23 protein-coding genes and 1 tRNA gene are annotated in these 26,262 nt (G+C 31.8%); 16 read left to right on the top strand and 8 right to left on the bottom strand.

What is annotated here, in order from left to right:
* The 11 genes from BFJ87_RS01355 (at position 1) to BFJ87_RS01305 (ending at position 10,536) form a co-directional block, all read left to right on the top strand.
* The gene (locus BFJ87_RS01355; RefSeq protein ID WP_077398899.1) at positions 1–1,437 is read left to right on the top strand and encodes a rubredoxin; all 1,437 of its coding nucleotides are present in this window, start codon (positions 1–3) and stop codon (positions 1,435–1,437) included.
* A gap of 115 nt (positions 1,438–1,552) precedes the next feature.
* On the top strand, positions 1,553–1,954 hold the full coding sequence (locus BFJ87_RS01350; protein WP_077398897.1) for a DUF2452 domain-containing protein: 402 nt from the start codon (positions 1,553–1,555) through the stop codon (positions 1,952–1,954).
* Between the two features lie 13 nt (positions 1,955–1,967).
* The gene (locus tag BFJ87_RS01345) at positions 1,968–3,089 is read left to right on the top strand and encodes an FAD-binding domain-containing protein (RefSeq protein WP_077398895.1); all 1,122 of its coding nucleotides are present in this window, start codon (positions 1,968–1,970) and stop codon (positions 3,087–3,089) included.
* The gene (locus tag BFJ87_RS01340; protein ID WP_077398893.1) at positions 3,086–4,552 is read left to right on the top strand and encodes a cryptochrome/deoxyribodipyrimidine photo-lyase family protein; all 1,467 of its coding nucleotides are present in this window, start codon (positions 3,086–3,088) and stop codon (positions 4,550–4,552) included. Before BFJ87_RS01345 ends, BFJ87_RS01340 begins: the two co-directional genes overlap by 4 nt.
* Positions 4,553–4,557: 5 nt before the next feature.
* On the top strand, positions 4,558–4,686 hold the full coding sequence (locus BFJ87_RS01335; RefSeq protein ID WP_013620306.1) for a DUF2256 domain-containing protein: 129 nt from the start codon (positions 4,558–4,560) through the stop codon (positions 4,684–4,686).
* Positions 4,683–6,167, top strand: coding sequence for a cryptochrome/photolyase family protein (locus tag BFJ87_RS01330; protein ID WP_077398891.1), 1,485 nt, complete (start codon positions 4,683–4,685; stop codon positions 6,165–6,167). The genes BFJ87_RS01335 and BFJ87_RS01330 overlap by 4 nt, the downstream gene beginning before the upstream one ends.
* Positions 6,168–6,183: 16 nt before the next feature.
* Positions 6,184–6,759, top strand: a complete 576-nt coding sequence (locus tag BFJ87_RS01325; RefSeq protein WP_077398889.1) for a Crp/Fnr family transcriptional regulator — start codon at positions 6,184–6,186, stop codon at positions 6,757–6,759.
* Between the two features lie 81 nt (positions 6,760–6,840).
* The gene (locus BFJ87_RS01320; RefSeq protein WP_077398887.1) at positions 6,841–7,371 is read left to right on the top strand and encodes a GlcG/HbpS family heme-binding protein; all 531 of its coding nucleotides are present in this window, start codon (positions 6,841–6,843) and stop codon (positions 7,369–7,371) included.
* A 1-nt stretch (position 7,372) separates the two neighbouring features.
* Positions 7,373–8,899: a Dabb family protein gene (locus BFJ87_RS01315; RefSeq protein ID WP_077398885.1), complete on the top strand. Its 1,527-nt coding sequence runs from the start codon at positions 7,373–7,375 to the stop codon at positions 8,897–8,899.
* A gap of 46 nt (positions 8,900–8,945) precedes the next feature.
* Positions 8,946–9,659, top strand: a complete 714-nt coding sequence (locus tag BFJ87_RS01310) for an SDR family oxidoreductase (RefSeq protein WP_077398883.1) — start codon at positions 8,946–8,948, stop codon at positions 9,657–9,659.
* A 109-nt stretch (positions 9,660–9,768) separates the two neighbouring features.
* Entirely contained in the window at positions 9,769–10,536 is a 768-nt protein-coding gene (locus BFJ87_RS01305; protein WP_077398881.1) for a M90 family metallopeptidase, read from the top strand.
* Between the two features lie 97 nt (positions 10,537–10,633).
* Here the strand turns inward: BFJ87_RS01305 and BFJ87_RS01300 are convergent, their stop codons facing one another.
* The 6 genes from BFJ87_RS01300 to BFJ87_RS01275 form a co-directional block, all read right to left on the bottom strand.
* Positions 10,634–10,873 (bottom strand): hypothetical protein, encoded by a 240-nt coding sequence (locus BFJ87_RS01300; protein WP_077398879.1) that lies wholly within the window; start codon positions 10,871–10,873, stop codon positions 10,634–10,636.
* A gap of 28 nt (positions 10,874–10,901) precedes the next feature.
* A complete protein-coding gene (locus BFJ87_RS01295; RefSeq protein WP_077398877.1) occupies positions 10,902–12,155 on the bottom strand; it encodes an outer membrane protein assembly factor BamB family protein in 1,254 nt (417 codons plus the stop codon).
* A gap of 188 nt (positions 12,156–12,343) precedes the next feature.
* The gene (locus BFJ87_RS01290) at positions 12,344–13,408 is read right to left on the bottom strand and encodes an ArsO family NAD(P)H-dependent flavin-containing monooxygenase (protein WP_077398875.1); all 1,065 of its coding nucleotides are present in this window, start codon (positions 13,406–13,408) and stop codon (positions 12,344–12,346) included.
* Positions 13,409–13,704: 296 nt separating this feature from the next.
* On the bottom strand, positions 13,705–14,205 hold the full coding sequence (locus tag BFJ87_RS01285) for a hypothetical protein (RefSeq protein ID WP_077398873.1): 501 nt from the start codon (positions 14,203–14,205) through the stop codon (positions 13,705–13,707).
* 155 nt (positions 14,206–14,360) lie between these two features.
* On the bottom strand, positions 14,361–15,785 hold the full coding sequence (locus BFJ87_RS01280) for an SNIPE associated domain-containing protein (protein WP_077398871.1): 1,425 nt from the start codon (positions 15,783–15,785) through the stop codon (positions 14,361–14,363).
* Positions 15,786–16,115: 330 nt separating this feature from the next.
* Positions 16,116–16,188 (bottom strand) — tRNA-Met (locus BFJ87_RS01275).
* A 241-nt stretch (positions 16,189–16,429) separates the two neighbouring features.
* On the opposite strand from BFJ87_RS01275, the gene BFJ87_RS01270 reads away from it, so the two are divergent.
* The 3 genes from BFJ87_RS01270 to BFJ87_RS01260 all read left to right on the top strand — a co-directional run bounded on the left by BFJ87_RS01270 (position 16,430) and on the right by BFJ87_RS01260 (position 20,445).
* Positions 16,430–17,908 carry a Na+/H+ antiporter NhaC family protein gene (locus tag BFJ87_RS01270; RefSeq protein ID WP_077398869.1) on the top strand — a complete coding sequence of 493 codons (1,479 nt, stop codon included), beginning with the start codon at positions 16,430–16,432 and terminating at the stop codon, positions 17,906–17,908.
* Between the two features lie 50 nt (positions 17,909–17,958).
* Positions 17,959–18,843 carry a GTPase Era gene (gene era / locus BFJ87_RS01265; protein ID WP_077398867.1) on the top strand — a complete coding sequence of 295 codons (885 nt, stop codon included), beginning with the start codon at positions 17,959–17,961 and terminating at the stop codon, positions 18,841–18,843.
* Positions 18,844–18,927: 84 nt separating this feature from the next.
* Positions 18,928–20,445, top strand: coding sequence for a choice-of-anchor I family protein (locus BFJ87_RS01260; protein WP_077398865.1), 1,518 nt, complete (start codon positions 18,928–18,930; stop codon positions 20,443–20,445).
* 61 nt (positions 20,446–20,506) lie between these two features.
* Here BFJ87_RS01260 and BFJ87_RS01255 read toward each other — a convergent pair whose 3' ends face one another.
* Complete coding sequence (locus BFJ87_RS01255; protein WP_077398863.1) at positions 20,507–21,007, bottom strand: GTP-binding protein; 501 nt, start codon at positions 21,005–21,007, stop codon at positions 20,507–20,509.
* A gap of 78 nt (positions 21,008–21,085) precedes the next feature.
* On the opposite strand from BFJ87_RS01255, the gene der reads away from it, so the two are divergent.
* The gene (der, locus tag BFJ87_RS01250) at positions 21,086–22,390 is read left to right on the top strand and encodes a ribosome biogenesis GTPase Der (RefSeq protein WP_077398860.1); all 1,305 of its coding nucleotides are present in this window, start codon (positions 21,086–21,088) and stop codon (positions 22,388–22,390) included.
* Positions 22,391–22,429: 39 nt separating this feature from the next.
* Here the strand turns inward: der and BFJ87_RS01245 are convergent, their stop codons facing one another.
* Positions 22,430–23,455, bottom strand: coding sequence for a LacI family DNA-binding transcriptional regulator (locus tag BFJ87_RS01245; RefSeq protein WP_077398858.1), 1,026 nt, complete (start codon positions 23,453–23,455; stop codon positions 22,430–22,432).
* Positions 23,456–23,644: 189 nt separating this feature from the next.
* On the opposite strand from BFJ87_RS01245, the gene BFJ87_RS01240 reads away from it, so the two are divergent.
* Complete coding sequence (locus tag BFJ87_RS01240) at positions 23,645–26,239, top strand: TonB-dependent receptor (protein ID WP_077398856.1); 2,595 nt, start codon at positions 23,645–23,647, stop codon at positions 26,237–26,239.
* Positions 26,240–26,262 lie beyond the last annotated feature (23 nt).

Genomic DNA, 26,262 nt, shown 5'->3' with positions numbered 1-26,262 from the left:
ATGAATGATGATTTACATAGAATTTTAATAAAAGGTGGTGTAACTTCTCCTGGCGAGTTAAAAGATATTATAACAATGTTAGAGGCTGCAGGTCTTAAAGAAGTTTATTTTGGCTCTAGACAAGATTTACTTTTTCCTTTAGAGAATACCAAAGAAGAGCAGTTAGAGCGTATATCTGAGTATAATACAGATATTATAGGTAAAAGAGTTTATCAAAACATAGTATCTTCCTATGTATGTGCAGATATTTTTGATATGACTTTTTGGTTAAAAGGATCTACCTTTTTATATATCTTAGAACGATTTAATTACCTACCTAAATTAAAAATAAATATAACAGATCCTAAACAAAGACTAGTACCCATTTTTAGTGGTAATTTAAATTTTATAGCATCTGATAGTGAAGATTATTGGTATTTAAATATTAAGTTACCACATTGGGAAAAAGGAGATTATTACCCAGTATTGGTATACAGTTGGGATATTAATATAATATCTAAAGCTATTGAAGATATTTATGAAGACGTAGAAAACGTTGAAGAATTATTTTTTATGCTTAGCAAAAAACTAGACACCAATAACAAAACCATAGAAAAAAAACTAGAGGTGCCTTACCTTACTTTTCCTTATTATGAGGGTATGAACCGTATGGGACTAGACCAATATTGGCTTGGTTTATATTGGAGAAATAATAAGTACGATTTAAATTTTTTAAAAGAATTTTGCGGCTTTTGTTTAGATAACGGTATAGGTAAAATTTGTATAACTCCTTGGAAATCTTTTATTGTAAAAGGCATAAAAAAGCAGAGTAGACCTAGCTTAGAACGCTTTTTAGGACAAAGAGGTATAAACATAAGGCATTCTCAATTAGAAATGAATTGGCATTTGCCAGTAGATGACATAGAGGCCTTAGATTTAAAAAACTTTTTGGTGCTTAGTTTAAACCAAAATGATATTAGTACCTACGGTTTAACATTTGGGTTAAGTAATGAATCTGGTAAAAGATCTCATTTTGCATCTGTAATTATAGAAAAAAATACAGCACCTACAATAGCTAAAGATTTTGTTATTAGGCCTACGTATAATGTATTGCATTTTAAAAATTTTGATCCCAATACACATATTTATAAGGCTTATGCTTTAGATGTAGATAAAATAGAACTACCAGGTTTGCTAATGGAACTTAGTAAAAAATACTTTAAACAACTAGGGCGTACAGATGTGATTACAGCCGAAGATAACAATAAAGCAGAACAACTTGTAAAAGCAGTACACCAATGTATGTCTTGTTTTACTGTTTATGATGAAGAGTACGGAGACACTACTTTTAATATCCCTCCAAATACCGCTTTTACAGACTTGCCAGAAAATTACAAATGCTCGGTTTGTGATGCTCCAAAATCTAATTACAAAAGTGTAGAATTAACGGTTTTATAAGAACGTCAGTTCACTTTTAGGTACATAAATTATGATACAATGCTTATCTTTATAAAGTAAAAGAGGATTTCTTTTTTTAATTCTTTTTTAGTTATTGATAAACAAGTTATTATAAATGAAGGAGAGTAAAAAACCAGATAATATAGTTTTTAATGTAGAAAATCAGAAGTATGATGCGGCACTTAAGCCATACGCAACATCTGTTGGCGCACCAGTAATTACCACTACAGATAATATAGCCTGGAAAAATAGAAGCATAAATAAAGTAAACCACAAGTTAGAGGCAAGGTATTTAGAACTTAAAGCACAGTATGATGCTATGCTAGAACAATACGAGTATAACAAACTTATTTTTGATGCTAAGTTTACTTTTGAACCTATTGTAGGGCAAACCTACCACTTATATAAAAGAGATAATAACGAAACTTTTTTATCCATTATAAAACCTAACGAATGTAACTTTAATTATATAGGTAGTTTTTACTTAAATGTGGAGCTTATCTGGGAAAAGATTTAAATAATGGCTATCTATGAGTTTATTTAAAGATAACACGCCAAGTGAATTTCCTACTGCTATAAAAGAAATTTACCAACGTGTAAACCACGTTAACCCTGTAAAATATGCATCTACAAGAAATTACATAAACGGAGCGGTAACTTATTTGTCTCCCTACATTTCTAGAGGTGTAATTTCTACCAAATATGTATTAAAAGAGGTTTTGGCTAAAGGATACACACCGGCGCAAATAGAAAAATTTATACAAGAATTGGCGTGGCGAGATTATTGGCAACAGGTTTGGATAACAAAAGGTGAAGAAATTAATACCGATTTAAAACACAAACAAACACCTGTGTCTAACACACAAATGCCAAAGTCAATTGTAACGGCAAGTACAGGAATAATTGCTGTAGATGATGCAATACGTAAATTAGAAAGTACTGGTTATATGCACAACCATTTGCGTATGTATGTAGCCTCTTTGGCTTGTAATATAGCCCAGAGCCATTGGTTACAACCAGCCCAATGGATGTATTATTATTTGTTAGATGCAGATTGGGCAAGCAATGCGCTAAGTTGGCAATGGGTAGCTGGGGCTAATGCCAATAAAAAATATTATGCAAACCAAGAAAATATTAATAAGTATTGTTTTACAGAACAAAATAATACTTTTTTAGATGTTCCTTATAGTGCTTTTGACTCTTTAAAAATACCTAAAGAATTAGAAGAAAACATAGGTGTAGATTTAACAACTACACTTCTTAAACCTCTGCAAATAAAACTAAATAAGGAATTGCCAACCTGTATTTATAATTTTTACAATCTAGATCCTAATTGGAGAAAAGAAGAAATTGTAAATAGAGTTTTGTTATTAGAGCCTTCTCATTTTAAAAAGTATCCGGTATCTAAAAAAAGCATAGATTTTATGCTAAAATTAGTAAAAGATAATATTAGTAATATACAGGTTTATGTAGGAGAATTTTCAGATTTAGTTGCTGAGCATCAGTTAAAAAAAATCTATTTTAAAGAACACCCAACGGTAATACATTACCAAGGAAAGCAAGATGCAAGAGATTGGATGTTTACTGTAAATGGTTACTATCCATCTTTTTTTTCATTCTGGAAAAAATGTAAAAAAGAGCTTATTTTTTGAAAAAGCAAACCATAAATATAGTTTGGTTAAAAAGAGACATCCGTTCTCAGGATCATAGACCTTTTCAAAAAGCAGAACAGGCTAATGTTCCTTATATAATTATTTATTTGTTTGAGCCAAAATTCATCAATTATCCAGATACTAGTTTAAGGCATTTACAGTTTGTTTATCACTCTATAAAAGTACTAAATACTACTTTAGAACCATTTAACAAAAATGTTACAGTGTTTTATGCAGACGCTATTACTGCATTTAATTTTTTGAGTGATACTTATGATATTAAAAATGTTTTTAGTTATCAAGAAAGTGGAGTTTTGGCTACTTGGCAAAGAGATAAAAAGGTAAAACAATTTTTTAATAACAACAGTATAAATTGGCAAGAGTACCAAAGAGACGGTATTTTACGAGGCATTAAAAACAGACAAGATTGGAGTACCCAATGGCATAAAACAATGCACCAACCTGTAATTAAAAACACATATAATAGTACAGAGAAGGTAGAGGTTGTAAATCATAAATATTTGCTGCCAACAGAGTTAAAAAATAAGTTAAAAAATTACCCAAAACAGTACCAGCCAGCAGGTGAAATTAATGCCTGGCGTTATTTAAAATCTTTTGCCGCTAAAAGAGGGTTTAAGTACCAAAAACACATTTCTAAACCAACAGAAAGTAGAATGTCTTGTAGTAGGCTTTCTCCTTATTTAGCGTGGGGTAATATTAGTGTAAAGCAAGCTTTTCAGTTTATAGGGACGCACCCTAATGGCACAAAAAATAGTAATGCGTTTTCTGCAATGTTAACAAGGCTAAATTGGCATTGCCATTTTATTCAAAAGTTTGAGGTAGAATGTACTTATGAGACTGACTGTGTAAATAAAGGGTATGAACTTTTAGAGCATCCTACAAATGAAGATCATATTAAGGCTTGGAAAACTGGCACTACAGGCTACCCTCTAGTAGATGCTTGTATGCGAGCAGTTGCAGAAACAGGGTGGATAAACTTTAGAATGCGTGCTATGTTAGTTTCATTTTTAACTTTAAATCTAGATCAAGATTGGCGTGAAGGTACATACCATTTGGCGCGTTTATTTTTAGATTATGAGCCTGGTATACATTATCCTCAGTTTCAAATGCAAGCAGGTACAACAGGTGTTAATACAGTACGCTTGTACAACCCAGTAAAAAACTCACTGGAGCACGACCCAGAAGGATTGTTTATAAAAAAGTGGATTCCAGAATTAGCTAACGTACCTGTAAGTTATATTCACGAGCCCTGGAAAATGAGTTTAATGGAGCAAACATTTTGTGGTGTAATTATAGGTGAAGATTACCCGATGCCTATTGTAGATTTACAAACAAGTGCTAAGGCTGCCAGAGATAAAATTTGGGGACATAAAAAGCACCCTGCTGTAGAGAATGAAAAAGATCGTATATTAAATACACACGTAAAGCCCAGAAAAAAATAATAAAAATGAAAAAGCAGCATCTGCCACAAAAAATATGTATTGTTTGTGAACGTCCATTTACTTGGCGTAAAAAGTGGGAGAAAAATTGGGAAGAGGTTAAGTATTGCAGTCAACGTTGTAAAAGAAATAAATGAAAAGTATAAGTATAGTTTTTCCGCATCAATTATTTAAAAAATCTCCTATGTTAGGTAATGGGGAAACCATTTATTTAATAGAAGAGTATTTATTTTTTAAACAGTACTCTTTTCACAAGCAAAAAATTGCTTTTCATAGAGCAACTATGATGAGGTATAGCGATTTTTTAATTGATGAACATAATAGTGAAGTTAATTACATTGCATCAACAGATAAAAAATCTGATATTAGAATATTTATACAAGCGTTAAAAAAGAATAATGTTGAGCATATAAATTATATAGATCCAACAGATAATTGGTTAAAAAAACGAATTGAAGAAAGTGCAGAAAAAGCAGGAATAAAAACCACAGTACACACTTCGCCTTTATTTATAAATACAGAAGATGATTTAGAATCGTTTTTTACAGCAGACAAAAAAAAATACCACCAAACTACTTTTTACAAAGAGCAGCGTAAAAAATTAGATGTTCTTATTGATGAAAACGGAGAGCCAGAAGGTGGTAAGTGGACATATGATTCGGAGAATCGTAAAAAATATCCGGCTAAAAAAACACCACCGGCAATTCAGTTTCCAGATGTAGATGAGTATTATAAAGAAGCAGAAGAGTATGTAAATAAAAATTTTGCAGACAACTTAGGAAAGTTAACAGAACAGCGTCTATATCCAACAAGTTTTAAAGAAACTGAAGATTGGTTGCAACAATTTTTTGACCAACGATTTATGGAGTTTGGTGTGTATGAAGATGCCATTGTTGCAGAAAACTCTATATTAAACCACAGTGTATTAACACCAATGTTAAATGTGGGGTTAATTACACCAAAAGACATTATAGACAAAGCACTAGACTATGCTAAAACTAATAATGTACCCATAAACTCTACAGAAGGTTTTGTACGCCAAATTATAGGTTGGCGAGAGTTTATTAGAGGTATGTATATTGCTAAAGGAACAGAGGAGCGCACTACTAACTATTGGAGGTTTAAACGTAAAATACCGGCATCTTTTTATAACGGAACAACAGGTATACCACCAATAGACCAAACTATAAAAAAATTATTGCAAACCGGTTATTGCCACCATATAGAACGTTTAATGGTGCTAAGTAATTTTATGTTGTTATGCGAGTTTCATCCGGATGAGGTATACCAATGGTTTATGGAATTGTTTATAGATTCTTATGACTGGGTAATGGTACCCAATGTGTATGGTATGAGTCAGTTTGCAGATGGCGGTTTAATGGCAACTAAACCCTACATAAGTGGTAGTAATTATTTAATGAAAATGAGTAATTACAAAAAAGGAGAGTGGCAAGACGTTTGGGACGGACTCTTTTGGAGGTTTATGCATACACAAAGAGATTTTTTCTTGTCTAACCCAAGGTTAGGAATGTTAGTGCGTATGTACGATAAAATGGATAAAGAAAAGCAACAAACTCACTTAACTAATGCAGAAGAGTATTTAGCTACATTAGATTAACTTATTTTTTAAAATGATGCCTTACCAATTATTAAAAGATAATTTAAAACGAAACTTAGACCTTTCTAGTAAAGAGCTAGAACAAATATGCTCTTACTTTACAACTAAAGAAATAAAGAAAAAAGAGTTTTTATTAACTCAGGGTAGCATTTGTAAGTTTGAAGGTTTTGTAGTACAAGGTTGCTTTAGAGTGTTTTCATTAGATAAAAATGGCAATGATAATACGTTGTATTTTGCAGCAAAAGACTGGTGGTTAATGGATATAGATAGTTTTATGAATCAATCCCCATCAGAATTAAATATACAAGCTTTAGAAGATAGTAAGGTGTTGTTAATTAGTAGAGAAGACAAGCAGGCATTGTGCAGCTCACTCCCAATTGTAGAAAAGCTTTTTAAAATAATGTTTCAAAAAGCAATTGTATCATGGCAAAGAAGGTTAATACGCAACCATTCCCTAACAGCTAAAGAAAGATATTTGTATTTTATAAATACATATCCAAATATTTCTTTAAAACTAACAGATAAACAAATAGCAGGTTACCTTGGTATTAGACACGAGTTTTTAAGTAAGATTAAAAAAAATAAAAAATAGTATTTTATAGTTGAACTTGTTCAACTTTTTTTTCAATTTCATTTTGGAGATTTGCATGTAATGTAAATGTAATAACCAGTAATGATGAATTTTTATAACCATAAAATTGCCTCTAAACCAAAAGGAAAAACTTTAAAACACAGTAGACTTTTATTAGTACTCCTAATTTTTAGTTCAACTGTTTTAGTAGCGCAAAACATAACAGATAAAGATGCTTTAAGTGCTGTTTTAGCTTCAAAAAATAAAGCAGAAAGTATGGGAGTTTTGGTAAATATTGCTGTGGTAGATGCAGGAGCAAATTTAAAAGCTTTTATACGTATGGACGATTCCTTTTTGGGTAGTATAGATGTAGCTATAAAAAAGGCAAAAACTTCTCGTTATTTTAATATTGCTACAGGAGATTTAGGTAAGCTTACCCAGCCAGGTGGTATTATTTACAATATAGAACTCTCTAATAATGGGTTAGTAAGTTTTCCAGGAGGAGTCCCTATAAAAAACAATGAAGGAAAAATAATAGGAGCCATAGGAGTAAGTGGTGGTACAATAGAAGAAGACCACAAAATAGCGACTTACGGAGCAAAATCTATATTAACAGAGAAAAAAAGAAAATAAAATGAATTGGATTAAAAGTATATTTTGTCTTATAGTTAGTTGCTGCTTTTTTTTAAGTAACGCACAACTAGTAAATAATAACCAAGCCATTTTAGAACAAACAGATTATAAAACAACTAAGTACAACACAGTAACAGCCACTACTTATAAGAAAAACGGGGTTAATTACGTGTTCTCTGGAGGAGATGGTGCATTTATAAATGTATTTAAACTAAACGCTACCGGAGAATTAACACCAGTTGGTGCTTATGAGTTGCAGAACAAAAAAGGACCAGCAAGAGGTTTGGTAGCCTATAACATTAAAGGAACAGATTATTTATTTGTAGGTAACAAAGGAGGCAATAGTGTAGAGGTTTATAGTATAGAGGATACTGGAAGTTTACAAAGAGTATTTGTATTAAACGATACACCAGAAACATATTTAGGTACAGTTATTACCCTTAAAGTTATTCCTATAAAAAACAATTTTTACCTTTTTGTTGGTGGGCTAGAGAGCACACCTGGTTTAAGTTGTTTTAAAATACATAACAACGGAAAACTTAGTCATATACAATCGCTTGTAGATGATGATCTTATACATACAGACGGTATAATTGGTATGTATTCGCATAAAATAAATGGCAAAACGTATCTTATTACAGGTGGTTTTCAAGACAATGGCATTAGTAGTTTTGAGGTTTTTAATAATGGCACATTTAAAAATATAAATAACATTGCAGACAATACCACCAACCGTTACTTAACAGGTGCATACCCTGTAAACGGAGTTACTTTAGGAGGTAACCATTATATTGTTGTAGGGCATAGACATCATAAATACTATAAAAGAAGTAATTTTATTAAAAAGAAAGATTTTGTTTTTCATGGCGATGGTGTAAGCGTTTTTAAGGTTAATGAGGCAGGAGAACTTATTCCTCATTCTGTTTTAGTTAACAATGCTGCCACAAAATTAGCAGGACAAACACGTATTGAAATATTAAAAAATGATGATTCTGAAGCATTAGTAGCAATAGGTACACGAGATGATAATAGCATACAATTATGTAAATTAAACGCAAATGGCGTATTAAAACCTTCTGGCGTGTTAAATACTAACTACCCTATTTATTACGGTTTAACATCAATAAAAATTAAAGAGAATTTCTTTTTTCTATCTGGTTCTGTAGATCCAAAAGTAAAAAAGATGTTTGCCTATAAAGTAAATTTTAATCCAAAAAATAACAAAAAGCTTAGGCACGTTGTAAATTTAAAATACAAAGATGCGGCTACACCAAAAGAGGTGAATAGGGCAGTAGAAGATTTTATAGCGTTAAAAAATAAAATTCCTGAGATTATAGATTTTGAATGGGGAATTAACAATAGTAAAGAAGGAAAAAGTAAAGGGTTTACTCATAGTTTTATGCTTACTTTTAAAGATGAAAAAGCACTAGAGGTATATTTAGTTCACAAAGAACATTTAGCACTTATAAAAAATATAGGTTCGCTAATAGATGATGTTTTTGTTATGGATTATTATACCACAGAATAAAACAGAATTTCTTATTAATTTTAGAAATAATTATAAATAATATAAAATGAAAAAAACTGCATACATAACAGGCGGATCTAAGGGAATAGGATTAGGAATAGCAGAGGCATTGCTAAAACAAGGAGTTAATGTAGCTATAACTGCAAGAACACAGAACGATTTAGATGAGGCAGAAAAACACTTAAAAACTATTGGGGATGCAGAGGTTTTAGTAATTAAATCTGATGTAAGAAACCTAGCAGACGAAGAAAATGCTATACAACAAGTTGTAGACAAGTGGGGACAATTAGATTATTGCGTGGCTAACGCAGGCGTAGGAAGATTTTCTCCTGTTGATGAAATGAGTGCAGAGGATTGGAATGCCGTTATAGATATAAATGTAACAGGAGTTTTTAATACCGTAAAGTCTGCAATACCTGCCCTTAAAAAGTCCAAAGGTTACATTATTACTATAGCTAGTTTGGCTGGTACTAATTATTTTGAAAAAGGAGCAGCTTATAACGCTAGTAAATTTGCTGTGGTAGGTTTTTCACAAGCTATTATGTTAGACCTAAGACCGTATGATATCAAAGTAACTACTATTATGCCAGGCTCTGTAGCCACGTATTTTAACGGACACACACCTACAGATGCAGATGCTTGGAAAATACAGCCAGAAGATATAGGGCAAATGGTAGTAGATTTAATACAAATGAATCCAAGAACTTTACCAAGTAAAGTTGAAGTAAGACCAGCTGTTCCGCCTTCTGCAAAAAAATAATTTTTATGTAAAAAACTTTTTTAAATTTAAACCCCGTAACTTAAACGGGGTTTTTCTTTTTAGCTATTTTTTAGTTTAGATCCCGTTTTAATTTTTAGATTGCCACTATATGTTTTATACCATAGGATTTACCCTTTTAATAGCTTTTGCTATTTATGCATTTGTAATTACTAGAAATAAAAAAGTAGAAATTTTTCCTCCTAAATGGCACACGTTGTTGGTTTCTAATGTAAGGTTTTATAAAAAGCTTTCTGTAGCAGAGCAACAAAGATTTCAAAAACGAATAATGCTATTTTTAAGCGAAGTGCATATAGAAAGTGTTGGTTTTAACCTAGAGGATATAGATAAAGTTTTAATTGCATCTAGTGCAGTAATTCCGGTATTTAATTTTAGTGAGTGGCATTACAAACATTTAAGTACAGTACTTGTATATCCAGAGCATTTTAATGAAGACCTAAGTTTTGCTAAAAAAGATAAGGACAGGAATATTGCAGGTATGGTGGGTAACGGACAGTTTAAAAATCAGATGCTTTTATCTAGAAAAGCACTACACAATGGGTTTAAAAATAAGTCTCGCATTCACAATACAGGAATACATGAATTTATACATTTAATAGATAAGCAAGACGGTGTAATAGACGGTATACCAGAACGTTTGCTTAAGGAGCCTTATGTAATTCCTTGGTTAAAAACCATACATAAAAAGATGGAAGATATTAATGATAACAAATCAGATATTAGAAATTATGGTGGTACAAATGAAGCTGAGTTTTTAGCAGTAGCTTCAGAATATTTTTTTGAAAAACCAGAAATAATGAAAAAAAAGCATCCAGATTTATACCAGATGCTTAAGTCTTGTTTTAATGCAAAGGATTAACGGGTCTTTATAAAATAGATAAAGACAAAATAAGTCACTGTTACTACTAGTATTATCTTTTAAAACTTGCTTACATTTAAAACTCTAATATAAAAGATTATTTATCTGGAGATAAGGCTAGTTTTAACATTACTGTTATAGTAGCAAATAAGCCAAATACAACTCTTACAACATCCTTAATAAAATCAATTATAGCAGATTCATACCCACTACCAAAACCAGACGGATCTCTGTGAGTATAAGTACTAGCTGTTGGTGATGAAGGAAAAAAAGAGATAAGAAATGGTATTAATAAGAGTAAACTTAATACTAAAAATACTTTATAGGCTTTTTTCATTTTTATATATACTTATGTAGTATAACGGCTAGTTTGCTTTTACTATTTCAAAATATAAATTAAAAGCATCATTAACCTCATATTCTAGTTTAATGTCTTTGTAAGCGTACTTTTTTGTTTTAAGGTTGTAGGTTACAAAATAGTTTTTTGTTAAAAACGTTAGTTCGCCATTAGAAATAAAAATATTAGATAAAATCTTCTCCTTAGGCTGACTAATTTTTAACTGCTTACCATCTGCAGCGTTTAGCATAAAAAATGCATTAGTATCAGCCTTTGTAAAACCATAAATATAATTGTTGTATTTGCTAAAGTACCTAACATCATCACCATCAATGTTTAAACTAGTTTTCCATAGTAATTCTCCGTTATCACTATTTAAAGCAATAACATCTAAGGTATCATTATCTGTTTCAGATGCAAAATAATAAGTTCCTTCGTCTAGTATAGTGTTGCTGTCTATATTTGCATATGTATGTTCGGTTTCGTATTCCCAAGCTATAGATGCTAGATCATCAATATTTAAAGCATATACTTTATTATATTCGTTAGCTACGTAAGCTTTTTTATCATCAATCTGCATTAAAGAATACATAGGGGTTTTACCAAAACCTCTTTGCCAAATTGCTTGTCCTGTTTGCGATTTAAAAGAGTACACATAAGGCGCGTTAGATATTACAAGGTTATCTTTGTTTAAAACAGGCGTATAGTTATTATACGGAAACTGTAGCTTGTAGTTCCATACTTTGTCTCCTGTATATTTGTTAAAAGCGTATAGTTGTTTGTTGTTAGATGCTAAAAAAATTAAATTTCCTTGTATTGGTAAATGCTGACCACTAATTTCATACCTTTTATCTACGCCAGAGTGCATACCAATTTCTGTTTTCCAATACAGACTGCCATCATTTACATTAGCAGCAATAATTTCTTTTTGTGTGCTTGTAGCATATAAAATAGAGTTTTCAATTTTAAACTGATTCCTCATTTTATTGTAAGAGCTATCTGTAAACTTAATATTCCATTTTTGGTCCAAACTTTCTAAATCATAAGACGTTATTTCTCCATCGTTTTTTAAAACAATAATAAGGTCTTTTTCTACTTTTTCATTACCTAAAATATCCTTGTTATTTGTAGTATTTAAGATCTCTTTAATAGATGTAGCAATTTTGTCATTACTATACTGGTTTGTTTCGGGCTCATCACTACCAAGGCTTATTGTTTGCCCTAATGCAAAAGCACTAATAAGTAATGTACATATTGTTGTTAGTAAATATCTATTTTTCATTTTTATGTAAAATTTAATTCTGTATTGTAGTTATATATGCTAAGTAATGTAATTTTTAAGAGTGATGAAATACTCAGTTTTTTTTCGCCCTGTATCAGTATATATTCGTGTCATAAAAAGTAAAAAGCCACAAGTTTATTTATAAACTTGTGGCTTTTTATATCGTTTGTAATTTTAATAAAGTATCCTTACAAACCGCCAATATAAGCAACAATCTCCTTTACAGTTTGTTTAGCAGTTTTTCCAACGCCATAAATAGTAGCAGAGGCAAAACCCGTCCAATTGCCATAGCCAACCAACCACAAGCCATTTATATCTGTAGCTTTTGTGCCTGTTGTGTTTATTTTGCTGTTTTTGGTAATTTGCAATGCAGACAAATGTTCTAAATTAGCTTTAAAGCCAGTACACCAAATAATTACATCTACAGGTTCTTTCGTGTTGTCTTCCCAAATAACACCATCTTCATAAAAGGATGTAAAAGGCCTGTAATCTTTAAAAACACCTCTTTTTAAGGCTTCTTGTACGGTTTTAATTTGTACAATATCACTTAATGAAACTTTCTTGGTATAGCTTTTAGTGTCGTTATTAACATAGCTTTCTGTAGCCTGTTTAAACAAATAACGACCATCTATCTCCTTTGGTAAAAAAATAGGTTCTTTTAAGGTAACCCATTTTGTTTTAGCAACTTTAGATACCTCTGCTAAAATTTGAGCACCAGAGTTACCGCCGCCAACAACAATAACATTTTTATCTTTTAAACTACTAGCATTTTTATAATTTACAGAATGTATTTGCTCTCCTTTAAAAATGTCTGCTTTTAGATATGTTGGAATAAAAGGATTTTTAGCAGTACCCGTAGCACTTACTAGTGTTTTGCTATAAAAAATACCTTTGTTTGTAGTTGTTTTATATAAATTATGTTCTTTAACAACCTGTTGCACAGTTGTACTATAGTTTACAGGAAAATTGTATCTTTTTTTATAAGCAGTAATGTAATTAATAAATTCACTTTTTGTTGGGTATTCTTCATCTGTATTAGGCATTTGCCAACCAGATAAAGAACTGTATGCAGCAGGCGAAAATAGTTTTAAACTGTCCCAAGTTTTTAACCAAGCACCACCAACGGTATCTTGTTCATCTAAAATAAGATACTCTAATTTAGTTCTTCTAAAAAAATAACCAACAGATAAACCTGCTTGTCCACCACCAATAATAATACAGTCGTATATTTTATGCTCAGAGTTGCTTTTCATTAATGTTAGCTTAAGTAATGCAAACTAAAGTTACTCTTATTTTTTAAGCGGAAAAAGAACATAAATCATATTAAAAAAGGAAGTATTGGTCACCACTTATAACACTAGTGCATAAAAAAGCTCATAGAACTTGTTTTAAAGTTTATGTGCTTACTATAATAAAGTCTTTAAATAACGAAGAATTTGTTTTTAGGTTAGTTGTTTGTTGAGTACAGTTTTTTTAAATCCGTACATTATATAACTCGGGTTAATTTTTGTTTTCTAATTTTTTAAATCCGTACATTATATAACTCGGGTTAATTTTTGTTTTCTAATGTGTCAATTAAGGACTGATGTTTATATAATTTTACTTGCAATTTTAGTAATCCAACAGAGTCTTTGTAAATCCGAGAGACATTCTTTAGAGAGTCAACTTCGAATTTTAGAATTTCATTCTTATTGTTTGAACTGTAGTTTAAATAAGCAAAAGTCATTGTTGAAATTCCAAAAACAATAAAAAGAGGTAAATATATTTTTTGGTATTTAGGAATAGGTTGTGGTTTTAATGATTCTAAATATTCAATTCCTGATAATTTAATTTTACATTTTGCTGGTTTGTCAGATGGAATAATACCAACAAATTTTTCCATAGGTTTACCTGGATATTCTAGTGTTTCTATAAAGTTTCTCTCTTTTAAATCTTTTATTACACTTTTTAAAAAGTCGGAATTATTTTCAATTGCAGAAACATCTATACAAGTGCCATTATTGTTTTCTGATAAATATTTAAGTATCTTATATTCTAAAGTTTTTTTCATTTTTTAGAGTTTGATTAGTAATGGTTACCAAATTGTTTGTATATATTTTGTTGCGTGGTTTAACAAGTACTTCTCAAATTGAAAAACCAGTGAAGGTCTTCAGAAGTTGTTGAGAACAAGCAATTACTTATGGCTATTTTTATAGAAAGTACCCTTTAAAGTAAACTGTCTGGATATTTTTCAATTTCGTTTTCAATTTGCTCTTGTTTAGCTAACTCTAATTGTTTTATTATTGATTTTGTTTCTCTGTATTCTTGCGCTTCAGGAACTTTAATAAACTTTACATCTTTATGGTATTTTTTGCGGATAACTTCTTCAATCTCATCAAGTGTAACTCTAAAATATTCTTTTCGGTAGTTTACTTTGTTTATTCTTCGATCGTCAAACTCTCTTTGTAGTAAATTCTCTAACTCTGGCGCATTTTCGGTAAAAATAAGAGCGTGTAGGTCAAATTTAAAAGGAACGGACGCATCTCCTAATTCTTTAACTCTATCCATTGGTTCAAGTCTTCTTGTCATTCCAATTTTATATATATTCTCGCCAAAAGAACCAATATTTGATATAATGTATACGTGTCCTGATTTTGTTTCTTGTGCTCTTGAAATTGCTCTTTCCTTTGCTTCGTGAGCTTCTTGAAGGTTTTTTTGTAGTTCTGATATTTGAGTATTTAATTTTTCAAGTTCTTCGCCACTTACTAATCCAAGTTCTTTTTGTGCTTTTTCTAGAGCCTTTTGGAATCTTTTTTCTTCCAATTCGGCTTCTTTTTTTGCTTTTATAAATTCTCTTTGTGCTCTTTCTTCTTCTCTTTGTTCGTCTCTTATAGCTCTCTGTTCTTCTTTTTCTTGCTGTTTTTTGAATTCAAGTTCATAAGCTAAATGAAGTTCATCTAACTTTAATCTTAAGTACTCATCTGTTATGAGAACATCATTTGATTTACCAAGTTTATTAATTGCATTAAATGCTTTTATAATCCTTTCCTCAAACCGTTTTACATTATTCCATCTTACTTTAGAAATTAGAGTGTCGCACTCTCCATTAAACGCTCTTAGAGTAAGGTTTATATAACGCTTTGTCATAATTTCACCCTGCTTTCTGCTGTTTCCTACGTGCCAATTGGTATTACAAATACAAGCATTTTCATTTCTTATAAGTTGTTTTTGCTTAGTTTTAATGTTTACTAATTGTTCTTTATATTTTTCAGAAGTTTCATAATCAAATATTGGTTCGTAAATTCCAAGTTCAACAAATTCGAGATCATTTCTGTAAAGTTTAATGTCTCTTTCTAATTCTTTATAAATTGACTTTGCATTAATATACTTATCGTTTAATTCTGCTGTGTTTGCCTGAATTTCTGAAAATTCCTTGTTTTTTGATTTAATCTCGCTCTCAATAGATATGATTCCGCTAAATCTCTTCAAATCAGAATTTAGCTTACCATTTTCGTCTATTTTGCTAGATAATTCCGCACTCTTGTTTTTTATTTCAGAAGTTAATTTGGTTTTAACTTTTTTGTGTTGATTCATTGAAATCAAAAGAGTAATTCCTAAAACTAAAATCGCGATTATTAACCCTGTTTCCATTTGGTTAGTTTGTTATTTTTGTATTTGTTTAGACCAATTGTCAACTACAATTACTCACGTTTATTCTTCTAATATGATTGCACAAGCGCAAACATTGCAGTTTAGTTGCTCAATTTCAACACAATGTAAACCTATTTTTTTTGGTTCAATTACGGAAATGTGTAATTGGGTATAATTTATTTATAAATGGTATAAAATTAGTTGTAGGTAACTTTTCTATTTTAAGTGTAAATAGAAAATATGAGTAAAACAGCATAATAGAGTAGAAGTGCCTATTTAAATTTAGCGCATAAAAAAAGCTTCACATTTCTGTGAAGCTTTTAAACTTTGTAGCGGGAACTGGACTCGAACCAGTGACCTTCGGGTTATGAGCCCGACGAGCTACCTACTGCTCTATCCCGCGATTTGCGTTTCCAAAATAAACATCTTAGCTTTTAACTCTCAGATCATAACTGCTGACCGTTATATTTCGGACTGCAAATATACAACCTTTTTTCTATCCAGCAAGCCAAAATCAAAATAATTCTAAAAAATATTTACTTAGCACTTTTTAGTCTGTTTTTTTGACGCTTAAAACAGCTAGTATTCTATAAAATCTTACTATTTTGTAACGTTTTATAAAACCTTTACTAAATCTATTTTTTATGGATAATTACGGCTGGCTATCAATACTACCTCCAATAATTGCAATTGTACTAGCATTACGTACCAAACAAGTATACATAGCTTTGCTTTTTGGCATATGGTTTTCGTGGATTATTATAAACGATTGGAACTTTTTAACTGGTACTTTAAGTGCCATAGAAGGTATGGTAAATGTATTTAAGTCAGAGGGCAATACAAGAACCATTATGTTTAGTGCCTTGGTGGGTGCTTTACTTTTATTTATACAATACTCTAAAGGTGTAGAGGGTTTTATCAATCAGCTTAACAAAGTAATTGCGTATTTTGAAAAAAAACAAACAGGCTACAGCAGAGTAATTGTACAATTGCTGGCATTATTAACAGGTATTTTATTGTTTGTAGAAACCAGTATAAGCTCTTTAACAGTAGGTACGTTGTACAGACCCGTTTTTGATAAGTTAAAAATACCAAGAGAAAAATTAGCGTACATAGCAGATTCTAGTTCTGCGCCATCATCTATACTAATTCCTTTTAATGCGTGGGGAGCTTTTATTATGGGCTTGTTGGTTACACAAGGTTTAGAAAATCCGTTTGGGTTAATGCTGTCATCCATAGCATATAACTTTTATCCAATTTTAGCTATTGCAATAGTAGTAATTGTAATTGTGTCTAAAAAAGATATTGGTCCTATGGCCAAAGCAGAAAAAAGAACCCGAGAAACAGGTAAGCTTTTAAACGACAATTCTAAACCTATGTTGTCTAGTGAGGTTACTTCGTTAGCACCAAAAGAAGGTATAAAAGCAAAGGCGTATAATATGATTATTCCTTTGGTTACAATGGTGTTTATGATGCCTATAAACTTGGTGTACACAGGTTGGGGTAATGTTACAGATGCAGTATCAACATCAGACCATATATTTAAAGCAATTGGTCAAGGATCTGGATCTTCTTCTGTATTATACGCAGTATTAACTGCTATTTTGGTAGCAATGGTGTTGTACAGGTCTCAAAAAATAATGAAAACCAAAGAAATGATAGATTTGGTTTTAAAAGGTATTAGTGAGCTTATGCCATTAGCACTATTAATGTTATTAGCATTTGCAATTGGCGATGCTTGTAACGAGTTGGGTACAGGTAAATTTGTAGCAGAATGGTCTAAAGACTGGTTGTCGCCAGAGTTTTTACCAGCCATAATTTTTGTAATTAGTTCTTTTATAGCATTTTCTACAGGTACATCATGGGGTACATTTGCAATAATGATGGCTATAGCAATACCAATGGCAGAGGTACACCAAGCGCCAATAACGTTAGTAATTGCAGCAACTTTAGGTGGTGGTATTTTTGGCGATCATTGTTCACCTATATCAGACACCTCAATAATATCGTCTATGTCTTCTGCTAGTGACCATATAGATCACGTAAATACACAGTTGCCTTATGCCTTAATTGGTGGTATTGCAACCATTATATTATACTTAATTTTAGGGTTTGCATTGTAGTAAAGCCGTACAATAGTGTACCTTTGCATTTTAAATGATAAAATAGTAAAATGACTCATAAAGCCGGATTTGTAAATATTATAGGAAACCCAAATGTGGGTAAATCTACTTTAATGAATGCCTTTGTGGGCGAAAAACTGTCTATTATTACCTCTAAAGCGCAAACTACAAGACATCGTATTTTGGGTATTGTTAATGGTGATGATTTTCAGGTAATACTTTCTGATACACCAGGAATTATAAAACCAGCTTATGAATTGCAAAGTTCTATGATGGATTTTGTAAAAACTGCTTTTGAAGATGCTGATATTCTTATTTATATGGTAGAAATAGGAGAAAAAGCATTAAAAGATGAAGCGTTTTTTAATAAGTTGAAAAATAGTAAAATACCGGTACTATTATTATTAAATAAAATTGATGCCTCTGAGCAAGAAAAACTAGAGGAGCAAGTACAATATTGGCAAGAGCAATTGCCAACAGCAGAAATACACCCAATTTCTGCCTTAATGAACTTTAATATAAAAGAGATTTTTCTTAGAATTATAGAGTTGTTGCCACTGTCTCCTGCGTACTACCCTAAAGACCAGTTAACAGATAAGCCAGAACGTTTTTTTGTAAACGAAACTATTAGAGAAAAAATACTTCAATTTTATAAAAAAGAAGTTCCTTACGCTGTAGAAATAGATACAGAAGAATTTTTTGAAGACAAAGATATTATTAGAATGCGTGCCGTAATTATGGTAGAAAGAGATTCGCAAAAAGGTATTATTATTGGTCACAAAGGTTCTGCTTTAAAAAGAGTAGGTGTAGAGGCACGTAAAGACTTAGAAAAGTTTTTTGACAAGCAAGTACACTTAGAGCTTTACGTTAAAGTAAATAAAAATTGGCGTAGCAATGCAAACCAGTTAAAACGTTTTGGTTACAATAAAGGCTAAAAGCTAACCTTTCTTTGTTTTTAAGTTTACAATAAAGTTATATTACATTATCATTTTTGGGAGAACTATATAATCAACCTGAAAATGAAAAAATATGTATTAAGTGCTGCATTATTTGTAGCGCTGTTTATTTCTTGTGATAAAGACGATAACAGTGGCGGTGAAACTCCTATAGATACTTCTGCCTTAACGTTTAATAAAATAGGAGGTTTTACCAATGGTGCCGGAGATGAAGGTTTTGCAGAAATTAGTGCTTATGACAAGGTTTCTAAAAAACTATTTGTAGTAAATCCTAATAATAACGAAGTTTCGGTTTGGGATTTATCTTCACCAGAATCACCATCTAAACTAACTCCTATTGCTTTAAACGGTACACCTAATAGCGTAGCTACTTATAATGGTGTGTTAGCGGTTGCTGTAGAAAATGCAAACAAACAAGCAAATGGGCAAATTGTAACTTACAATACAAATACTCAGGTTTTAGAAAACACCTATACTACGGGTGCTTTGCCAGATATGGTAACTTTTAGTCCAGATGGTAATTATATTATATCTGCTAATGAAGGCGAACCAAATGATGACTATACGGTAGATCCAGAGGGTTCTATTACTGTTGTAGATTTAAAAAATAATGAGGTAGCACAGTTGGGTTTTGCTGGTTTTAACAATCAAAACATAGGTAATAATTTTAGAGTATTTGGCCCGGGTGCAACTGTTGCGCAAGATATAGAGCCAGAGTATGTAGCGGTTTCTAACGATAGTAAATATGCTTATGTTTCTTTACAAGAAAATAATGGTATAGCTGTAGTAAACTTAAGCTCTAAAAGTATAACTCAGGTTTTTGGTTTGGGTGTAAAAGACCATATGTTGGCAGAAAATATGTTAGATGCTAGTAATAAAGATGATATTGTTGGTAATTTTAAAAACTGGCCAGTAAAAGGTTTTTTTATGCCAGATGCTATAACGTACGCATCTGTAAACGGAGCTGGTTATATTATTTCTGCTAATGAAGGAGATTCTAGGGATTATGATGGGTATTCTGAAGAAGAACGTGTTAAAGATATAACCTTAGATCCAACAATTTTTCTTAATGCGGCAGACCTTCAATTAGATGAAAATTTAGGTAGGCTTAAAATTACTACGGCAAATGGTGATATAGACAATGATGGAGATTTTGATGAGCTGTATTCTTACGGTGGAAGATCATTTTCTATATGGAACACAGATGGTACTTTAGTTTACGATAGTGGAGATGCTATTGGCAAAAAAACATTAGAAGTTAATCCTGCTTATTTTAATGCAGATGAAGGCGAGGCAGATGGCAGAAGTGATGACAAAGGAGCCGAACCAGAAGCGGTGGCTACATTAAAAATTGAAGATACTACCTTGTTATTTGTTGGTTTGGAGCGTACAGGTGGTGTGTTGGTTTATGATATTAGCAATCCTGCAGCTCCAGAATATGTACATTGGATTTTTAACGGTAGTGATGTTGCTCCAGAAGGTTTAATTACAGTTTCTGCAGAAGATAGTCCGTCTGGAGAAAACCTAGTAATAGTTACCAATGAGGTTTCTAACACTGTTTCAATTTACGAAGTAAAATAAGTTGTAATTTATATTCTAAAAAAACCTTAGTGGCTACGCTTAGTAGTTGTTAAGTTTTTTTTTATAAAGTACATTTGGCAATAGTTTGTTGCATAAAAGTATAAAGTTCAGTCATTTGTGGTTGTCCTTTTTGTTTTCCTATACGACCAAAAAAGTACAAAGACACCCAAGTAAAACTCATAAAAACAATACTGCTAAGTTGTAAAAAATAAGGTTTGTGCAAAGACCAGTTTGTGTATCCCCAAACGGCAAAAACTAAAATAGCAATTGCTAAGGCAAAATGTATAAACATAAAAAAGGTCCATAAAGATGGGTTGGGACCAAAAACACCATAAACTTTACAGCTCTCCTTACTTGTACTAAGTATTTCTAAATGAAGTTGTGGAGACCAAAAGTGAATGTTATTGGGTTTAATTTTTAAAAAGAGGTGTTCATCTAATCGGTTGCAAGTAATATGGTTGCTAGCTGTTTTTTCAAATTCATTTAAAATTGAAGAGCTAGATAAGTTTAATTTTAAAACAAATCTTGGTCGTAAAACAATGTTGTTAGGTAATGTTTTCATGATGTAAACAGATAGTAAACAAAAAGATACTGTTTTTCTTCAGATATTAATAGTACTTTTGCAAAAAAATAAAAGAGAATGAGTGCTATTGTTGCCATCGTAGGAAGACCAAATGTAGGGAAGTCCACTTTTTTTAATAGATTAATTCAACGTAGAGAAGCAATTGTAGATGCCGTAAGTGGTGTTACAAGAGATCGTCACTACGGTAAAAGTGATTGGAATGGGGTTGAGTTTTCTCTAATAGACACTGGTGGGTACGTATTAGGAAGTGAGGACGTTTTTGAAGCAGAAATTGACAAGCAAGTAGAGTTAGCTATAGATGAGGCAGATGCTATTATATTTATGGTAGATGTAGAGTCTGGCGTAACTGGTATGGATGAAGATGTTGCTAAATTATTGCGCAGAGTAGATAAGCCAACATTTTTAGTGGTTAATAAGGTAGATAATGCTAAAAGAGCAGAGGATGCCGTAGAATTTTATTCGCTAGGTTTAGGAGATTATTTTACAATTGCAAGTATTAACGGTAGTGGTACCGGAGATTTGTTAGATGCTGTTGTAAAAGTACTTCCAGAAAAAGAAAAAGAAAACGACGATTTGCCAAGGTTTGCTGTAGTTGGTAGACCAAATGCCGGTAAGTCTTCTTTTATAAACGCCTTAATTGGTGAAGAGAGGTATATTGTTACAGATGTAGCAGGTACTACCAGAGACAGTATAGATACAAAATACAACAGATTTGGTTTTGAGTTTAACTTGGTAGATACTGCAGGTATACGTAGAAAAGCCAAAGTAAAAGAAGATTTAGAATTTTACTCTGTAATGCGTTCTGTTAGAGCAATAGAGCACGCAGATGTTTGTATTTTAATGTTAGACGCCACTCGTGGTTTTGATGGTCAGGTAGAAAACATTTTTTGGTTAGCACAGCGTAATAATAAAGGTATTGTTATATTAGTTAATAAGTGGGATTTGGTAGAGGACAAAGAAACTAATACCATAAAAGAATACACTACACGTATTAAGCAAGCCATAGCACCTTTTACAGATGTGCCTATAATTTTTATATCTGTACTTACTAAGCAACGTATTTTTAAGGCTATAGAAACTGCTGTAGAGGTGTACAATAATAGAGCAAGAAAAATACAAACACGTAAGTTTAATGATGTTATGTTGCCTATTATAGAAAATAATCCTCCGCCAGCATACAAAGGTAAATTTGTTAAAATTAAGTTTTGTACGCAATTACCAACTCCTTATCCGCAATTTGCATTCTTTTGTAACTTGCCACAATATGTAAGAGACCCGTATAAGCGCTTTTTGGAAAATAAATTAAGAGAGAACTTTAATTTTGAAGGAGTTCCAATTTCTGTATTTATGCGTAAAAAATAAATAAAAACACAAGTATATTTAAATTTAGTTGTTAGCGTTTTACCCAGTAAAGGTAGATTCTCTAACAACTAAATTTGTTTTTACCTCTATGGTTTTAGTTATCATAGCTTCCTTAGGGTTTAAAACCTCATGTAGTAAATAGTTAACAGCAGTTGCCCCTATTTTACTTCCTGGTTGGTTAACACTTGTAAGGCTAGGGGTAATAATTGTTGCTTTAGTAGAGTTGCTAAAACCAACAACAGCAATTTCATCAGGAATTTTAATATTGTGCTCTTTTAAGGTTTGTATGGCTCCAATTGCTGCATTATCAGTAATAGCAAAAATGGCATCGGGTTTATGGTCCATTGCGGTAATTTGTTTGGTTATTCTTTTTCCGCTTTCTAAAGTAACAGCTTCTGCATTAAAAATTAATGTATCATCTAAAGCAATATTAGACTCAGCTAAAGCACGTTTGTAACCACTAAACCTCTTTTCAGAGTTGTAAGAGTTATCTGTTTCTTTTAAAATAGCAATTCTTTTTTTTCCTAAACCAACTAAGTGCAGTACCGCATTGTATGACGCTTCTTCTTCATCAATAACAATTTGTGTACACGGTATTTTGTCAGATACCTTATCAAACAATACCAAAGGAATACGGTTTAAAATACCCAATATACCATCTATAGATTTTGTTTTTCTTGCCAATGACATTAAAACGCCATCTACACCAAACTGTATCATAGTTTTTAGCATTTCTAATTGTTTTTCCTCGTTGTTCTTAGATTCAGATATAATTACTCTATAACCTAAAGATTCTGCTTGGGTTAAAATACCTTTTAAAATTGTAGCAGTAAAACTGTGGCAAATATTAGGTACAACAACTCCTAGGGTGTTTGTTTTTTTTGCTCTAAATCCTTTAGCAAATAAGTTGGGTATGTAGTTTAATTCTTTGGCTAGGTCTTGCACCTTTTTAATTGTAGCCGGACTAATATCTGGATGATTGTTTAATGCTCTGGAAACTGTTGATACAGATACATTTAGTCTTTTAGATAGCTCTTTTAACGTTATGTTGCCTTGTTTAGCCATTTACTTTGGGGTTTGTAAGTTAATATAGTCAAAAAAAAGCATTTATGCAATCGATTGCACAAACGTTTGCATTGTTTTATTGTAATAAAATTGCTTAAATATTATGATTATCATTATAAATTTACTTTGCAATTGTATTATATATAAATAACTGACTACAAACTTAACTTAATTAAAAACTCAACAAAAATGAAAAATCTAATTATTGCATTTGCATTAATGTTTAGCATTCCAAGTGTGTTTGGTCAAACAGATATTTCTGGTACGGTTAAAGATGCAGATGGTGTTCCAATAGATGGAGCAAACATTATTATTAAAGGCACAAGTGAAGGAACAACATCAGATTTTGATGGAAACTATACGTTAAGCACTGGTTTAACTGGTTCGCAAATAGTAAGAGTAACATATATAGGATATACTACAGTAGAAAAAACAGTTAATTTATCTGGATCGCCAGTTACATTAAACTTTATTTTAAATGCAGACGGACAACAACTAGATGAGGTTTTACTTACAGCAACATCTACAAAAAGATCTCAAAAAGAGACGCCTTTATCTGTAACCTCTTTAGGGGCAAAACAATTAGCAAAAGTAAATACAAGTAGCCAGGCAGATGTGCTACGTAGTGTACCAGGTATTACTGCAGAAGGTGGTGGTGGTGAGGTTGCATCTAACATTTTTGTTAGAGGTTTGCCTTCTGGTGGCCAATACCAGTTTAACCCATTACAAATAGATGGTATGCCCGTGTTAAGTACATTTGGTTTAAACTCATCTGCACATGATGTGTATTTTAGGAACGATATAGGTATTAAAAGTTTAGAATTCGTACGTGGTGGATCATCAATATTATATGGTGTAGGTTCTGTTGCAGGTATTATAAACTATACAAGTATTACCGGTACAGTTCAGCAAAAAACTACATTAAGAACCGAGTTTGGTAGCAATTCTAGATACAAAGCAGATTTTGTAACTAGTGGCCCTTTGGGAGGAGAAGATTCTAAAACCTTTTATGCATTATCTGGTTTTTACAGGTATGATGAGGGACCAATTATTACTGGTTTACCAACAGAAGGTTTTCAGTTAAGAGGTAATATTAAACACGTAACAGAAAAGGGTTCAATTACAATTTCTGGTAAGTATATAGATGATCAGGTGCAGTTTTTTTTACCTTACCCATTAGAAGGTGGCTCTAGAGAAAGACCTTATGGTAATGATGGTAATGAAATTTTTACGTTACAAACAGCTGCAGCTCAAGACATATCTTACAGAACTCCAGACGGTATTTACACATCTCCAATACAAGATGGTGTGTCTACTAAAGGATCTTACATAATGGCAGATTTTAAGCATAAGTTTGATGATGCTTTTAAACTAGATGCAAAACTACGTTACTCTAAATATGCGCACCAGTTTAATTTATTTTTAGATGGTAGCGGTGTAGGCGGAGCAAAAGTTGTAGAAACACAGCAAGAGTATTTAGATGCTAGAGGTTTAGCAAGTGGAGATTTTACTTATTTAAATGGGCAACCTTTAGCTGCAGATGCATTACTTTTTGAAAACCGAATTTTAGATAGAGACAGACCTTTGCGAGAGCTTATGGCAGATATTAAACTAACCAAAACAGCAGGTGTGCATAACCTAACCTTTGGTACATTTTTTTCTAGATCAGAGGCAGGAGATTTTAATGTTATAACAAGGTATTTAGGAGAATACAATAATAGACCTAGCTTGGTAAATGTTTCTGGTTATAGTGTAAACGGTGTTACAAACAGAGGTTTAGCATATACAAACCGTAACATTTCTAGTAATAAAATAGCAGCTTTTGTTGCAGACGAAATTAAGCTAGATCGTTGGAATTTAGATTTTGGTATTAGATATGAAAGAGCCTCAGGAGATATAGAAAATGAAGGAACAGCATCCTACCTAGTAGATAATACAGGTATTGCAGGTTTAGATAACGTTACTTGGGGAGATGGGAGTTATACAAGAGGTCATGTGTATGCAGATGATTTTGCTGTGGCAGCAGCGGCATTATATAAAGTAAATGATAATTTAAGTGTGTATGGTAACTTCTCTAGAGGGTATTTTTTTCCAGAATTAAGAGGTACAAAGTTTGATGCATTGGGCAATCCATCATCTTACGATACAGAAAAAATTCTTCAAGGAGAATTAGGAATTAAGTACGGTGTTCCTGGTTTTTCTGCAACAGCAGCTATTTATGATGTTAGTTTAAAAGACAGACGTTCGGTTAGTTTTATTAACGCTCCAGGAGGTGGGTTTACAGAGGATGTAGACAAGCAAGACTCTAATACATATGGTTTTGAAGGTACTTGGAACTGGAGTTTTGCAGATAATTTTGCTTTTACAGGGTCTTTTACATACCAACATCATGAAATTACAAAGTCAGAGAACGATCCAACAATAGAAGGAAATGAATTAAGAAGACAACCAAATATTATTAGTGCTTTAGGTGTTAGTTATGATGATGCTAAGCTAGATGCTAGTTTTGATTTTAACTACACTGGTAAAAAGTTTACTAATGAAACAAATACAATAGAATTAGATGCTATAGGTATATCTAACCTTAATTTAGGATATACATTTAGTTTAAGTGAAGAGGGAGAAACATTAAGGATAGGTACGCAAGTATTTAACCTTTTTAATTCAGATGGTATTACAGAAGGTTCTCCAAGGTTAGGTAACAACCAAACAGATGAGGAGTTTTTTGTAGGTCGTCCTGTGTTGCCAACAAGAGTATTTTTAAATGCAACATTCAAATTTTAAGTTAGTAGTTTTTTGTTTATAAT

It is taken from the genome of Cellulophaga omnivescoria (assembly GCF_001999725.1).
In the GTDB taxonomy this organism is placed as follows: Bacteria; Bacteroidota; Bacteroidia; order Flavobacteriales; family Flavobacteriaceae; genus Cellulophaga; species Cellulophaga omnivescoria.
This window is presented reverse-complemented; position numbering and strand designations above follow the sequence as displayed.

Bases quoted from the DNA above. Each gene is read 5' to 3' on its own strand.
- BFJ87_RS01355 (WP_077398899.1), top strand. From the start codon at position 1: ATGAATGATGATTTACATAGAATTTTAATAAAAGGTGGTGTAACTTCT.
- BFJ87_RS01350 (WP_077398897.1), top strand. From the start codon at position 1,553: ATGAAGGAGAGTAAAAAACCAGATAATATAGTTTTTAATGTAGAAAAT.
- BFJ87_RS01345 (WP_077398895.1), top strand. From the start codon at position 1,968: ATGAGTTTATTTAAAGATAACACGCCAAGTGAATTTCCTACTGCTATA.
- BFJ87_RS01335 (WP_013620306.1), top strand. From the start codon at position 4,558: ATGAAAAAGCAGCATCTGCCACAAAAAATATGTATTGTTTGTGAACGT.
- BFJ87_RS01330 (WP_077398891.1), top strand. From the start codon at position 4,683: ATGAAAAGTATAAGTATAGTTTTTCCGCATCAATTATTTAAAAAATCT.
- BFJ87_RS01325 (WP_077398889.1), top strand. From the start codon at position 6,184: ATGCCTTACCAATTATTAAAAGATAATTTAAAACGAAACTTAGACCTT.
- BFJ87_RS01320 (WP_077398887.1), top strand. From the start codon at position 6,841: ATGATGAATTTTTATAACCATAAAATTGCCTCTAAACCAAAAGGAAAA.
- BFJ87_RS01315 (WP_077398885.1), top strand. From the start codon at position 7,373: ATGAATTGGATTAAAAGTATATTTTGTCTTATAGTTAGTTGCTGCTTT.
- BFJ87_RS01310 (WP_077398883.1), top strand. From the start codon at position 8,946: ATGAAAAAAACTGCATACATAACAGGCGGATCTAAGGGAATAGGATTA.
- BFJ87_RS01305 (WP_077398881.1), top strand. From the start codon at position 9,769: ATGTTTTATACCATAGGATTTACCCTTTTAATAGCTTTTGCTATTTAT.
- BFJ87_RS01300 (WP_077398879.1), bottom strand. From the start codon at position 10,873: ATGAAAAAAGCCTATAAAGTATTTTTAGTATTAAGTTTACTCTTATTA.
- BFJ87_RS01295 (WP_077398877.1), bottom strand. From the start codon at position 12,155: ATGAAAAATAGATATTTACTAACAACAATATGTACATTACTTATTAGT.
- BFJ87_RS01290 (WP_077398875.1), bottom strand. From the start codon at position 13,408: ATGAAAAGCAACTCTGAGCATAAAATATACGACTGTATTATTATTGGT.
- BFJ87_RS01285 (WP_077398873.1), bottom strand. From the start codon at position 14,205: ATGAAAAAAACTTTAGAATATAAGATACTTAAATATTTATCAGAAAAC.
- BFJ87_RS01280 (WP_077398871.1), bottom strand. From the start codon at position 15,785: ATGGAAACAGGGTTAATAATCGCGATTTTAGTTTTAGGAATTACTCTT.
- BFJ87_RS01270 (WP_077398869.1), top strand. From the start codon at position 16,430: ATGGATAATTACGGCTGGCTATCAATACTACCTCCAATAATTGCAATT.
- era (WP_077398867.1), top strand. From the start codon at position 17,959: ATGACTCATAAAGCCGGATTTGTAAATATTATAGGAAACCCAAATGTG.
- BFJ87_RS01260 (WP_077398865.1), top strand. From the start codon at position 18,928: ATGAAAAAATATGTATTAAGTGCTGCATTATTTGTAGCGCTGTTTATT.
- BFJ87_RS01255 (WP_077398863.1), bottom strand. From the start codon at position 21,007: ATGAAAACATTACCTAACAACATTGTTTTACGACCAAGATTTGTTTTA.
- der (WP_077398860.1), top strand. From the start codon at position 21,086: ATGAGTGCTATTGTTGCCATCGTAGGAAGACCAAATGTAGGGAAGTCC.
- BFJ87_RS01245 (WP_077398858.1), bottom strand. From the start codon at position 23,455: ATGGCTAAACAAGGCAACATAACGTTAAAAGAGCTATCTAAAAGACTA.
- BFJ87_RS01240 (WP_077398856.1), top strand. From the start codon at position 23,645: ATGAAAAATCTAATTATTGCATTTGCATTAATGTTTAGCATTCCAAGT.